We start from the raw sequence: 13,496 nt of genomic DNA, 5'->3' as shown, positions 1-13,496 counted from the left end.
TATATTAAAACTTAAACTGTACTGAAAATGAATAGGATGACTGGTTAGGATAAACTCCTGTGTCGGCACTAAAATATTGCTGAGTGCTGCCATCGTAGGCCTGAACTTCAGGATCCCATCCCGAGTACTTGGTAAATGTAAGAACGTTTCTTCCGATAGCACTGAACTTGAATTCTTTAAAGAAGCCGTTCAGGAAGCCGTCAAGCTGGTTTTTACGTAAGGTATACGAAAGAGAAATCTCTCTAAGTTTCATAAATGTTCCGTCTTCAACCCAGAAATCAACATTGTTATTCACCTGGTATAATGACTGATAGTACAGCGTGGTTTTCTTTTCGTCTTCAGGTTTACCCGCCTGGTCAACAATGGCCGAGCGACCGGCAATTACGTTCCATTGTACGTTACGGTTGTAAATATCGCCACCGTGTTTGTAATCCCACAACATGTAAAAATCGAAGTTTTTATACGACAGGTTCGATACGATTCCGGCGTACCAATCGGCATTCTGATTACCAATTTCCTGCGACAACGGAGCACCGTTCTCATCTACTTCCAATACTGCTTTTTCGTCAACCGTTCCGATGGTAGCTGTTTCAACCACTACACCGTCGCTGTTAATGCTGTACTCATCAATGGTTTTTCCATCAGGCAATTGGTTAGCCATGGTTTCCAGGTCGTGTACAAATTTATATCCGTACATGGCACCAAAATCAGTACCTTCTTTCAGTTTCCAAAGAACGTTATCCGAAGGACCTACAAACTGTTCAGCCGCATTCAGTTTAGTCACTAAAGAAGTTGTTTTAGTGAAGTTTACGGTAAGATCCCAGTTCCAGTCGTTCGAACGAACAATCTGTGAGTTCAACGAAAGTTCGAATGTGTTGGTTTCGAGATTACCAACGTTTTGCCACTGACGGTTTTTACCTGCATTTGCAGGAGCAAACAGGTTAACCAGCATAAACTGGTCGGTTGATTCCTGGAACGAATAGGCTGCATCCAAGCTAAATCTGTCGAGGAATTGAGCGCTTATTGCAATCTCTGTTTCCGCAGTTTTCGATGGTTTCAGATCAGGATTACCTTTAATACGGTTGGTCGATAAAGAACCTCCGCTCAGGTTGGTCATTTCATATTGCCAGGTAAATCCCGGACGCTGCCCTGCAGTACCATGTGCAGCACTCAGTTTTAGTTCCTGAACACCCGGAATATCGATGTCCTGGGTAATACGGTAAGCACCCGATACCCTGAAGTAGTCGGCCCAACGGTTATTTTCTCCAAACAAAGAAGAACCGTCCTTACGATACAAACCGTCGAAAATGTAACGGTCTTTATAAACCAGTCCGGCAATGGCAAACAGGTTTTGTGCTCGTTCAGCCGTTTGATTCGAGCTAGCTGATATGTTTGATTTATCAAAGTTATCGAGCGATGCGATATCTTTATACAAATAGTCGTTACCACTTGCACTAAAATACTCATAACGACGGTCTTCTGCCAGTCCGCTTAACTTGGCTTTTACATCCAGTTCACCAAATTGTTTTACAAAGTTCAACGTAGCCTGTGCTTTCTGAACCACATTAAGAGAGCTGTTCTTCGACAAACCACCTTTACTGTAACCAAAACCAATCTCATCACCTGAAGTTACATAGGTTTCGTATTTTGAGTTACTGGTATAACGGCTTGTGTTGTTTTCAAATGAATATTCAGCATCTAAATTCAGGAAGTCGGTGAATTTCACATTCAGTTTATAACCTCCCAGGAAACGTTGCTGTTTGGTAGCAGCATCGATAGAATAAGCGTTGTAAAGCGGGTTATTTACCTCGTTGTCCCATGGGTCAGCTTTGTACCAATAAGGCTGTCCGTCAGGGTTGGGAAAGGTTACGTTGGCATCCGGAGAAATCCTGGTAATCGTACGGAAATCACCAAAAGTACTGTTGTCAATAAGTTTAATATAGTTATTGCTTGCACTGAATTTCAACCAGTCGTTAATGTAATAATCCACATTGAAACGGAAAGTATTACGCGAATAACCTTCAATTTCCTTCTGAACACCGTCAACTTTATTGTATTCAGTTGAGAAGAAGGTTTTAAACTTTTCGGTACCGCCCGCGATTGAAACATATTCAGTTGCATTTGTTCCTTTTTTAAAGAACAGATCCTGAAAATCGTAGTAAACACCAAAGGGATTATCGGCATAATGATCCTCTTCCTCGATTCGGGCACCTGAAGTAGCCTGATCTCCGGAAGCAGCATATACGCTTGCCCAATTATCAGGATAAGTAATGCCTTCGAATTTGGTGTATTGTCCTTTGTAGTTTTCCCAGTCGTCAGCCAGTACATACTGGTGCGACTTGTTTACATCCATAAAATTTGTAACCTGAGAGAAACCGATCTCTGAACGAACAGTTACCTGAGGCGTACCAACGGCACCACGTTTCGAAGTAATAACGATAACACCATTACCTGCGCGCGATCCATATAATGAAGAAGCAGAAGCTCCTTTTACAATTTCGAAAGAAGCAATGTCGTCTACGTTAATGTCAGCCAAACCGCCTTCAACGTATACTCCATCCATCATTACCAGCGGAGCGTTCGATCCGTAGAAGTTGGCAGCACCACGCAATAAGATGGTAGCACCTGCACCCGGACGTCCCAGTGAATTAACCTGAACACCGGCTACTTTACCCTGAAGAGCACTTGCAGCAGAACCTGCAGGAACTTTCTCCAGATCTTCGGCTGAAACCGAAGCAACTGAAACCGAAAGTTTCTTTTTCTCAGTAGCACCGGCAACACCGGTAACAACTACTTCATCGATACCAAAAACGTCAGCTTCCATAACAATATTAACAGTGCTCTGACCATCAATTGCTATTTCCTGAGTTTTCATACCGATAAAGGAAACCACCAGAATCTGACCATCTTCCGGCACCTTAAGGATATATTCACCATCGATATTGGTGATTGTACCCAATGTTGTTCCTTTTAGCATAACCGAAACTCCGGGAATCGGAGAATCGTCAGCTCCCGATGTTACAACCCCGCTTATCGTTTTGACTTGTGCCAAAACAGAAAAGAGACCTATAACACATAGGAATACAAAAAACAAAACTAATTTTTTCATAGAAATAGTTTTAAATTAACAATTAAACAGCATTTATAGTAAATCTCAATTTTTTTAATCTGCGAATGGATTCCCCCAAATCCTTTACATCACAAATTACTCGTATGTCATAATTCTTAAAGATTGTTAAAATTACAGAATGCAAATATCGAATAAACTATCAATTATCCAAGCAAATTGTAACTTTTTTGACATAATAAGTTACAATATAATCAAACATTGCTAACTATACTACTAATCTGATACTAAAGAAAGATATTTATGTCTTTTAGTTCTTTAATCACAAAAGCCCTGTCAGGTGGCAGATCCAGAAGATTATGACTTTTATCATTTGGCAATGATAAGGGCTTGAAATAAACTGCATTGATCCCGAAGCGGAGTGCACCTAAAATATCAACTTCCCAATCATCACCGATCATCAGGCTTTTACTTTTCTTGGCATTTGCCGATTTAAGCGCATGTTCAAAAATCTCAGGATCAGGTTTTGGTGTACGGAGTTCTTCGGAAATGAATATTTTGGTGAAGTAGTGTTCGAGTCCCGAGCTTTTTAGTTTTTTATGCTGAACTTCTTTAAATCCATTCGTTATGATATACAAATGATAGTTTTTGGCTTTTAAATAATCCAAAAGGTCTTTCGCTCCGGGCATCAGATTTTTTTGTTTGGGCATTTCGTCCAGGTACAAATCGTTCATTCGGGCGGCATCAATACCCGTAATTCCCAACTCATCGAAGGTAAGTTGAAATCGTTGAAAAGTAAGGTCCTTCTTTTTTACCTGTTTATTCCTGTATGCCCTCCACAGTTGCTCGTTGTGTTTGGCGTAGACGGCATAAAAATCTTCGAATGAAACCGTTTTATTATCGAGCCCAAGCAATTGGAATGTTGACCACATAGCCAGCTTCGAATTGCTTTTAAAATCCCATAAAGTATTGTCGAGATCGAAAAACAGATGTGTATACTTTTTCTGCATGTATAAAATTTCCTGAATGGGGATCAACCGGACTATTTCGATTTCTTTCCATCCACCACAATAACAATCTCGCCTTTGGGTGGATGTTGCGTGTAATAATCTTCCAGTTCTTTTAAAGTGCCCCGTTTCACTTCTTCGAACAGTTTACTGAGTTCGCGGCAAACACAAGCCAGCCGGTCTTCGCCCAAAAATGTAGCCAACTGGTTTAATGCTTTTACCAGGCGAAAAGGTGATTCGTACAGAATGATTGTTCGTTCTTCTTCGGCCAAAAATTTCAGGCGGGTCTGTCGTCCTTTTTTTTGTGGCAAAAAACCTTCAAATACGAACTTTTCTGTTGGTAATCCCGAAACAGCCAAAGCCGGAATCAGTGCCGTCGGCCCGGGCAGACATTCCACTTCAATATTATTTTCAACACAGGCACGCACCAGCAAAAACCCGGGATCGGAAATAGCAGGTGTACCGGCATCAGAAATCAGCGCCACCAAACTGCCCATCTCGATTTGCTGAACGATAGTATTAACGGTTTTGTGCTCGTTAAATTTATGGTGCGACACCAGGCGCTTTTCAATTTCGAGATGTTTTAAAAGCTTTGATGATACACGGGTGTCTTCGGCCAGAATCACATCGGCATTTTTCAGCGCTTCGATTGCCCGCAATGTGATATCCTGCAAGTTGCCGATTGGCGTTGGTACCAGTATTAATTTGCCTGTTTTATCCATTTGGGAAACGACGTTTTACCAGGTTCACAAATTTCAAACTGGTTTCGTTTTTCTTCCATTTGTAGTTTTGCTGCAGATAACTAACCGCCTCCTGAATATTGTTCAGGTTGTCGAGCTCGCTTACGGTTTTCGCAAAAACCTCTGCATCGCCGCTGAACAATTCGCGGATATACAGGTAGCGGTCGTTTATACCGATGGCTCTCTGCAAATTATCCACCGGGCTATTCGATAGTTTATTTTCCAGTTTTCCGCTACCGTTGCCGTTTGCCATCAAGTCGTTCACCGATTGTCCCTTCAAAAAGCTGTCGCCCAATGTGCGGCCAACGGTTTCTTCGGGTTCATCTTCCATTTCCAGGTCATCATTAACTTCAGGCGCAGTTTCATCTGTTAAAGTTGCTGGCTCCTCCGCAACGATTTCCTCCTCTGCAACTTCTTCCACCACTTCTGATTCGATAGTTACCTGAACAGTTTCGGTTGTTTCTACAACAGCGGTTGTTTCAGTTCCCGCTTCAATCTGCTCGACCTCTTCTTCAACACTAATTTCTTCTGCTACTTCCACAGCCTGGGGCACTTCTGCTTCGACCGGAATTTCAGCAACTACTTCTTCCTTTTCAACAGCAGAAATCTCGGGTTCTTCAGGTGTGCTATTATTCAAATTTTTACCTTCTTTATCTTCCAGCATTTGTATAATCTGTTTGGCTCCCTTGAAGCGGGTTTGCAGAAATTCGAGCTCATAAGCATCGAACCCGGTACTGCCTTTTTCGGCGAACAATTCCTCAATTTCAACAAGATCTTTCAGAAGAAACTTCAGTAGTTTTTTATTTTCCATTATGCGAAGAAAAAACGTTTAAATTATACTTTTGTAAAAGTAGTAAAATAAGAGTAACGTTTAATGTTTATTGAAAGGGATGTAAACAGCCATAAAAAAGTTGGCACCATTGAAGTAATTGCAGGATCGATGTTTTCGGGGAAAACAGAGGAACTTATCCGACGGTTGAAGCGTGCAAAGTTTGCCCGGCAGTCGGTGGAAATATTTAAGCCAACGGTTGATGTTCGTTACTCGGAAAACGAAGTAGTATCGCACGACGAAAACTCCATTCGTTCCACTCCTGTCGAAAATTCTGCCAACATCTTACTGCTTTCAGGAAATGTTGATGTGGTTGGAATCGACGAAGCCCAGTTTTTTGATAAAGGCCTGATTGAAGTAGTGGCCAAACTGGCCAATATGGGAACCCGGGTAATCATTGCCGGTCTCGATATGGATTTTAAAGGTGTGCCATTTGGCCCCATTCCAGGGTTAATGGCCATTGCCGATTACGTTACAAAAGTACATGCCATATGTGTGCGCTGCGGAAGCATCGCCCAATTCTCGCACCGCTTTAGCGAACAGGAACAAGTGGTACTTCTAGGCGAAAAAGAAGCCTATGAACCGCTGTGCCGCAGCTGTTATATTAAAGCCACCAAATAATCATGCTGAACATTCCTTTTCAAGACATAGCCAAAGCACTGGATGGTGAAATTTATGCCGAGAAGGAACTGACCTCAGTTAATATAACAGGAGCAATTACTGACAGCCGGGCGTATCACATTGAAGAAAATCCACTATTCTTTGCATTGAAAGGCCCGGTACACAACGGGCATCATTTTATTGACGATCTGATTTCAAAAGGAGTCAGGTATTTTGTGATCTCCGACAAGAAATTTATCCGCGATAACGCTGCTTTTATTTTGGTTGACGACACCACAAAAGCGCTTCAGCATTTGGCAAGCTATGTACGCCAGCAGTTCGTTTATCCTGTAATCGGAATCACCGGAAGCAACGGAAAAACCATTGTTAAAGAGTGGTTGTACGATTTGCTTTCGAAAGAGAACCGAATCATTCGCAGTCCGAAAAGCTACAATTCGCAGGTTGGTGTTCCGCTTTCGGTTTTACTGATGGACGAAAGTTACAACCTCGGAATATTTGAAGCGGGTATTTCACAACCCGGCGAAATACAGCGCCTCGCTTCCATCATCCAACCCGAAATTGGAATTCTGACCAATATCGGCGATGCTCACCAGGAATTTTTTGCCTCACTGGAGCAGAAACTCGATGAAAAATTGTTGCTGTTCCGCGATGCAAAAAAAATGGTTTGCCGAATTGATAATCCTTTGGTCGCGCGAAAAGCAAAAGAATTTTGCCTGCAAAATAAGATTGAACCTGTATTCTGGAGTACTGAATCCGAGGAGTCGACAATTTCTTTTAGTGTTGAAAAGAATGCTGCCTACTGCAAGATAACTGCTCATTATTCCGGCAAACATTCTGTTTTTCAGATACCGTTTACCGATGATTCGGCCATAGAAAATTCGTGTCATTGTTTTGCTTCGATCCTTGCCCTTGGAAAAGATCCCGATTCGCTGTCTACGCACTTTGCAAATCTGCAACACGTTGCCATGCGTTTGGAGATCAAGCAGGGCACGAACCAGAATATCCTGATCAACGATTATTATAACTCGGATCTGAATTCGCTGACAATTGCCTTATCGGTACTAAAACAACAGGCCAGCGAAATCCACAAAAAAGTATTGATTCTTTCCGACATTCAGCAAACAGGATGGTCGTTGCCACAACTTTACAGCAAGGTAAATCAGTTGCTACAGGAATCAGGAATTGACCGGCTAATTGGCATTGGACCGGACATCAGCACCAACCGCGAACAGTTTTTAGTTCACGCTGAATTCTATACCGACGTTCAGGATTTTGAAAATCGTTTCGATCAGCATGCGTTTCGCGATTCAGCCATTTTGATCAAGGGTGCCCGAAAGTTCCGTTTCGAACGAATTTCGGGAATGCTCCAGCAAAAAGCACATCAAACCGTGCTGGAGATCAACCTGAATGCGCTGGTAAACAACCTGAATGTTTTTCGGGGGCTTTTAAAACCTGAAACCAAAATAATGGTGATGGTAAAAGCCTTTTCGTACGGAAGCGGTGATGTAGAAATTGCACGTTTACTTCAATTTCAAAAAGTCGACTACCTGGCCGTTGCCGTTGCCGACGAAGGTGTTCAGTTACGAAATGCCGGGATCAACCTGCCCATTATCGTGATGAATCCTGAACGCGACAGTTTTCAGAATATGCTCAATTACCGGCTTGAACCGAATTTATACAGTATCGAACTGGTTAGCGAATTTGCTGCAGGCATTTCGGATGCAGGCATTCGCGATTTTCCGGTTCACCTGAAAATTGACACCGGAATGAACCGCCTTGGTTTAAAATCAGAGGAAGAGATCAAAACCTGTGTCAAACTGCTTCAGAATACGGATAAACTGAAGTTGCAATCGGTGTTTTCGCACCTGGCCGGAAGCGACGAAGAAGCGCTCGATGAATTCACCCGGGAGCAATTCAACAAATTTGAACAGACGACACAATTCATTGCCAAAATGTTGCCGTATTCGTTCGACCGCCATATTTTAAACTCTGGTGGAATTGAACGCTTTCCTGAAAAACAGTTTGAAATGGTACGCCTTGGAATTGGATTGTACGGAGTTTCTCAAACCGGACTTCCGCTTGAAAACATTGGCACACTGAAAAGCACTGTTTCACAGGTAAAAGAAATTTCATCCACCGAAACCGTGGGCTATAACCGTAAGGGGAAAGTTGACAAAAAAAGTAAAATTGCCATTGTGCCGATTGGTTATGCCGACGGAATTGACCGGAAGCTCGGAAACCGAAACGGGAACGCTTTTATTAAGGGGGAAAAAGTGCCTATCATCGGTAATGTTTGCATGGATATGCTAATGCTCGATGTTAGCGGTCTTGATGTTGAGCCGGGAGACCGGGTAGAATTTTTTGGCGCTCATATTTCAGTAAACGATGTTGCGCAAAAAGCCGGCACAATCCCTTACGAAATACTGACGGGAATTTCGCAACGGGTTAAACGTGTTTATTTACAGGAATAGCCAGACGAGTAAAAGCATATAAATCACCAATAGTATTCATTTATCCCGATAAGCTGCGCTATCGGGATTCGTTCAACTTACAGATTTCAATGCACTTCGTTTTTGAAATCTGAGTTTCATGAAAAAAAAAGCCACCCAAAAACTTCAGGCGGCATTTCGAAAACTATATAAATTTATCTATTTCAGCCTAATTTACTGATCCTGTCCAATCGATTGATGTCCAGAATTTTGATTTTTCGCCCATCGATTGCTATTACCTTTTCACTGGCAAAAGTCGACAGTGTACGAATGGCATTCGAGGTAGTCATGTTTGACAGGTTGGCAATATCTTCACGCGAAAGGTAAGCTCTCAAAGTAGTGCCATCATGTTCAAAACCATACTTATCTTTCAGCAAAATGAGTGATTCGGCCAAACGTCCGCGAATGTGCTTCTGCGTTAAAGTTACTGTTCGCGCGTTTGAGAAACCAAGCTCCTTGCAAAGTTTACGGATAATCTTGTGCGTAAAATCGCTGTTCTTCAATGCGCGATTAAAAATAAAGTCGGGACTGATGGTACAGATCAAAGATTCTTCCAGGGTCACAGCTGAACCAATGTGGTTTTCTTCGCCAAGCAAAGCACGGTAACCGATTAATCCGAGAGGTTTGGTCATACGAATAATCTGTTCGCGACCTCCAACTCCTTCCTTAAAGATCTTGACTTTCCCATTCACCAAAATCATAAAGCCGGCAGGCTTATCACCTTCTTTAAAAACAAACTCGTTTTTTTTGTAATGCGATAATGAAATATGGTGTTGTAATTCCTCTTTTTCGTCTTGAGTTAAAAGATAAAAAATCGATTTTTGATTGTCGACTATATCCTTTACTCCCAATTCCGTATTTAACATATTGCTACCTGCATGTTTTACAGCATCAAAGCTAAAAAAAATTGTTAACAATAGATTTTTTTTAACCTTTATTTTCTGCTAAATAGGATGAAATCTGTAATTGTAATTCGAACACTTTTCAGAAATTAATCAATAGCGGGCGACCAATGGCATTTTTCGGCCAAAACCAAATGCTTTTGAACTTATCCTCAATATCGGAGCCGCCTGAAAACGCTTATACTCGTTCATATTCACCATCCTAACCACCTTTCTTACAATTTCTTCATCAAAACCCATGTCGGCAATTTCGCGTGGCGATTTATTGAGCTCGATGTAGTTGAACAGCATCACATCCAGATCTTCATAATCGGGTAGCGAGTCAGTATCCTTCTGATCGGGGCGCAGTTCTGCCGACGGTGGTTTTACAATGGTATTTTCAGGAATGATCTCGCCGTCACGGTTCATGAATCGTGACAATCTATACACATCGAGCTTGTACACATCGCCCAACACTGCGAGTCCGCCGTTCATATCGCCATACAATGTTCCGTATCCAACGGCGCTTTCGCTTTTATTGGTTGTATTCAACAAAATGTGACCAAATTTATTCGAAATGGCCATCACAAAGATACCCCGGGTTCGCGCCTGAATATTTTCCTCTGTAACGTCGGCCGAACAACCTTCGAAAAGCAGAGCCAACTCTTTTTCGAATGCATCAACCGCCTTTTGAATATGAACAATGTCGTGACGGATCCCAAGGTTTTCGGCCAATATCCTGGCATCTTCCACACTGTGATCGGAAGAGTATTTTGAAGGCATCAGCAAAACGCGCACATTTTCAGGACCAAGGGCGCGAACAGCCAGCACGGCTACAACTGCAGAATCAATTCCACCAGAAAGCCCGAGTGTCGCCCTTTTGAAACCCATTTTTTGAAAATAATCGCGAATACCCAATACCAGTGCATCGTGAATTTTTTCGATATAATCAGCTTCGTTTTGTAACGATTTTTCGCCTATATTTTTTGTATCCAGAATTAGCGCATCTTCCTCAAAATACTTCAGCTCTTTTATAATTTCACCATCGCGATCAATAAAAACCGAGCCGCCATCGAAGATCAGTTCGGTTTGTGCGCCAACCTGATTACAATACAAAATCGGGATACCGTAGTTTTTGGCTTTCTTTACCAGCACATCCTTGCGCCAGCCTTCCTGGTTGTACGAAAATGGCGACGCCGACAGGTTCACTACAAAATCGGGATTCAATTTGGCGAGCTCTTCCATCGGAGAAATGGAATACAACTTATCCTTCCCAAACTCGTTGGCAGTGGGTTGTTCGTCCCATAAATCTTCGCAAATGGTTACAGCAATGCGTTCGCCTTTATATTCCACAATGTGAAATTCGCGGTTTGGTTCGAAATGGCGGTATTCATCAAAAATATCGTAAGTGGGGAGCAGCGTTTTATTGTGAATACTTTGAATTTTGCCGTCGCTTAAAAAGAAAGCGGAATTGAACAGGGTTTTTCCACGCTCGTTTTCGTTGATCCGCGGGGCTCCAACCAAAGCAGCAATTCCCACACACACTTTTGCAATTTCAGCAACAGCATCCTCTGCTTTTTTTATGAACTCCTTTTTTTCGAGCAGATCGTGCGGATAATAACCTGTTACCGACAACTCGGAAAACAAAACCAAATCGACATTCTGTTCTTTTGCACTTTCGATTTTCCCGATAATTTTCTTCGAATTACCCTCAAAATCACCTATGGTATAATTTAACTGTGCGAGTTCAACTTTCATTCACTAATGTTTAAAGTTCAGCGTTTAAAGTTCAGAGTTGCTCCGAAGCTTGAAACCTGAATGAATAACAATTGCAAAAGTTCAATTTTTAGTTCAATTTCGCAATATTAATTGAGAGCACACGTATTGATTTAAAATTCTTGTAAAATGAAGAGAAGCTTTGGTAGCTTAATTGTATTGTCGCTGGTAATCCTATTGTTTTCGGCCTGTAAAAGAAATCCGTTAAAAGTAGATATTTCGAACATTGAAACGGAAGCTGAATTTGTACGTTTCAGCGACCAGCTTTTTAATTTCGAAGGAAAAGACACACTGGTTGCAATGGCTGACTTAAGCAACGAATACCCCGACTTTTTTAATCTTTTTACCTACCGGATCATTAACATCGGTGGCATTGGAGAAGACAACTTTCCAGACCTGATAAAGTTATTTCTGACCGATACCACGATTCAGGAAGTTCGCTTAAAAACCGAAACCGTATTTGGCAACCAGAAGAAACTTGAGAAGCAAATTAAAAAGGCTTTTAAATATTTCGCCTTTCATTTCCCCGATAAAGAAATTCCTGCGGTTTACACCTATATTTCGGGATTTAATCAATCGATAGTAACAGCTGAAAACCTGGTTGGGATCAGCCTTGATAAATACCTCGGCCGCGACTGCAAATATTACCAGCAACTAAATACAACGCCTCAATACAAAATTCTGAACATGCGGCCTGAACGCATCATTCCGGAAATGGCGTACGCCTGGGGAATTACTGAGTTCGAAAATCCTGACATTGCCACTAACCTACTTGGCAACATGATACAAAAAGGTAAAATTATGTACCTGGTTGATGCTATGCTTCCCACCACATCAGATTCGTTGAAAATTGGTTATACCACAGAACAACTAAACTGGTGCGAAATGAATGAAGTGCCAATGTGGACCTACCTCATTGAAAAGAAAATGCTGTATTCGAACAAACGTATGGACATTGTGCGCTATATCAATGACGCACCGACCACAAGCGGTTTTCCCTTGGAATCACCTGGCAGAACGGGTGTTTGGATCGGCTGGCAAATTGTTCGTCAATACATGAAAAAACACCCGGAAGTTACCTTACAACAACTGATGGAGAACAATGATTTCCAGAAGATCCTTAATGAATCGGAATATGATCCGGGATAGGAAAGGCACAGACTTAGGCTAAGGCGGAGTAGAAAGCAAGAAAAAAGCCCGGCAGAATTTCCACCGGGCCTTTCGAAGATTATTTAGCGTAATTCGAGCTTATTGAGCAAGAATTTTAATATTCCGGTACCAAACATCGTCGCCATGATCCTGCAGAGCGATAACACCCGATTTAGCAATGTTTGCCCAATCAGGATTCAGTCCAGGGAATTTTGAATCGGCTACCATTTTGTTCCAGTCATCGGTCCACAAATGGTATTCAACAACTGTTTTACCGTTTTGACGGTGCCAAACACTGCCGCGGTAAACTTCAATTTCTACTTCATTCCATTCGCCAACAGGTTTTGCATTTTGCGGAACAGCAGGAATCAGGTCGTAAAGTGAACCTGCCTTGCGGTTTCCATCTTTTCCGGCACGCGCATCTGGATGACGTTCGTTATCCAACACCTGCATTTCAGGCGCAGTGTAATAGATGGCAGGCCACTTGGTATTGTCTTTTCCCAGGTAGAAAATACCGGAGTTGCCCCCTTCAGAAATCTTCCACTCCAGTTTTAATCTGAAATTCGAGAATTCTTTAGTCGTTACAATGTCACCACCGTCTCTTCCGCCGGCTTCACCTTGCCCCGAACCTTTGCAATGCAATGTCCCGTCAACAATTTCCCATCCGCCCGGGAAATGATCTTTGTTGTAACCTTTCCAGCCTTCACTGGTTTTTCCGTCGAATAGCAAAACCCAACCTTCTGCTTTTTCCTGTTTTGTAAGTTGATTTAATCCGGCCGATCCGCCTGTTTTGGAGCTTTTACATGAAAGTGTAAAAACAAAGGCAACAGCCATCAGATAAGTGAAAATTCTTTTCATCAGATATTATTTAATTGGTTAAAGATTAAAAGTCGTTTATTAGACTGACCAGCGAAAATACAAAAATATTATCATCCTT

General features: G+C 42.0%; 10 protein-coding genes. 3 read left to right on the top strand and 7 right to left on the bottom strand.

Annotated elements, in window-relative coordinates; all coding sequences use genetic code 11:
• Nucleotides 1-4 precede the first annotated feature (4 nt).
• From HFD85_RS18055 to HFD85_RS18040, 4 genes are all read right to left on the bottom strand, one after another.
• Nucleotides 5-3,109, bottom strand: coding sequence for a SusC/RagA family TonB-linked outer membrane protein (locus HFD85_RS18055; protein WP_167613077.1), 3,105 nt, complete (start codon nucleotides 3,107-3,109; stop codon nucleotides 5-7).
• A 245-nt stretch (nucleotides 3,110-3,354) separates the two neighbouring features.
• The gene (locus tag HFD85_RS18050) at nucleotides 3,355-4,077 is read right to left on the bottom strand and encodes a YjjG family noncanonical pyrimidine nucleotidase (RefSeq protein ID WP_167613074.1); all 723 of its coding nucleotides are present in this window, start codon (nucleotides 4,075-4,077) and stop codon (nucleotides 3,355-3,357) included.
• A gap of 32 nt (nucleotides 4,078-4,109) precedes the next feature.
• A complete protein-coding gene (gene rsmI, locus HFD85_RS18045; RefSeq protein WP_167613072.1) occupies nucleotides 4,110-4,796 on the bottom strand; it encodes a 16S rRNA (cytidine(1402)-2'-O)-methyltransferase in 687 nt (228 codons plus the stop codon).
• Nucleotides 4,789-5,625 (bottom strand): hypothetical protein, encoded by an 837-nt coding sequence (locus tag HFD85_RS18040; protein ID WP_167613070.1) that lies wholly within the window; start codon nucleotides 5,623-5,625, stop codon nucleotides 4,789-4,791. The genes rsmI and HFD85_RS18040 overlap by 8 nt, the downstream gene beginning before the upstream one ends.
• Nucleotides 5,626-5,688: 63 nt before the next feature.
• Here HFD85_RS18040 and HFD85_RS18035 point away from each other — a divergent pair, with 63 nt between their 5' ends.
• Nucleotides 5,689-6,264 (top strand): thymidine kinase, encoded by a 576-nt coding sequence (locus HFD85_RS18035; protein WP_167613068.1) that lies wholly within the window; start codon nucleotides 5,689-5,691, stop codon nucleotides 6,262-6,264.
• Between the two features lie 2 nt (nucleotides 6,265-6,266).
• Complete coding sequence (locus HFD85_RS18030; protein WP_167613066.1) at nucleotides 6,267-8,735, top strand: bifunctional UDP-N-acetylmuramoyl-tripeptide:D-alanyl-D-alanine ligase/alanine racemase; 2,469 nt, start codon at nucleotides 6,267-6,269, stop codon at nucleotides 8,733-8,735.
• A 182-nt stretch (nucleotides 8,736-8,917) separates the two neighbouring features.
• Here HFD85_RS18030 and HFD85_RS18025 read toward each other — a convergent pair whose 3' ends face one another.
• Both HFD85_RS18025 and HFD85_RS18020 read right to left on the bottom strand, forming a co-directional pair.
• Entirely contained in the window at nucleotides 8,918-9,670 is a 753-nt protein-coding gene (locus tag HFD85_RS18025; RefSeq protein WP_240925075.1) for a Crp/Fnr family transcriptional regulator, read from the bottom strand.
• Nucleotides 9,671-9,748: 78 nt separating this feature from the next.
• Nucleotides 9,749-11,392, bottom strand: a complete 1,644-nt coding sequence (locus HFD85_RS18020; protein ID WP_167613064.1) for an NAD+ synthase — start codon at nucleotides 11,390-11,392, stop codon at nucleotides 9,749-9,751.
• 147 nt (nucleotides 11,393-11,539) lie between these two features.
• Here HFD85_RS18020 and gldB point away from each other — a divergent pair, with 147 nt between their 5' ends.
• Nucleotides 11,540-12,559, top strand: a complete 1,020-nt coding sequence (gene gldB / locus HFD85_RS18015) for a gliding motility lipoprotein GldB (RefSeq protein WP_167613062.1) — start codon at nucleotides 11,540-11,542, stop codon at nucleotides 12,557-12,559.
• A gap of 99 nt (nucleotides 12,560-12,658) precedes the next feature.
• Here gldB and HFD85_RS18010 read toward each other — a convergent pair whose 3' ends face one another.
• Nucleotides 12,659-13,417, bottom strand: coding sequence for a 3-keto-disaccharide hydrolase (locus HFD85_RS18010; RefSeq protein WP_167613060.1), 759 nt, complete (start codon nucleotides 13,415-13,417; stop codon nucleotides 12,659-12,661).
• Between the last annotated feature and the right edge of the window lie 79 nt (nucleotides 13,418-13,496).

The sequence above is a fragment of the Maribellus sediminis genome (genome assembly GCF_011799805.1).
Taxonomy (GTDB): Bacteria; Bacteroidota; Bacteroidia; order Bacteroidales; family Prolixibacteraceae; genus Draconibacterium; species Draconibacterium sediminis_A.
The sequence above is the reverse complement of the archived record's forward strand: the minus strand, read 5'-3'. Positions and strand labels throughout refer to the sequence as shown.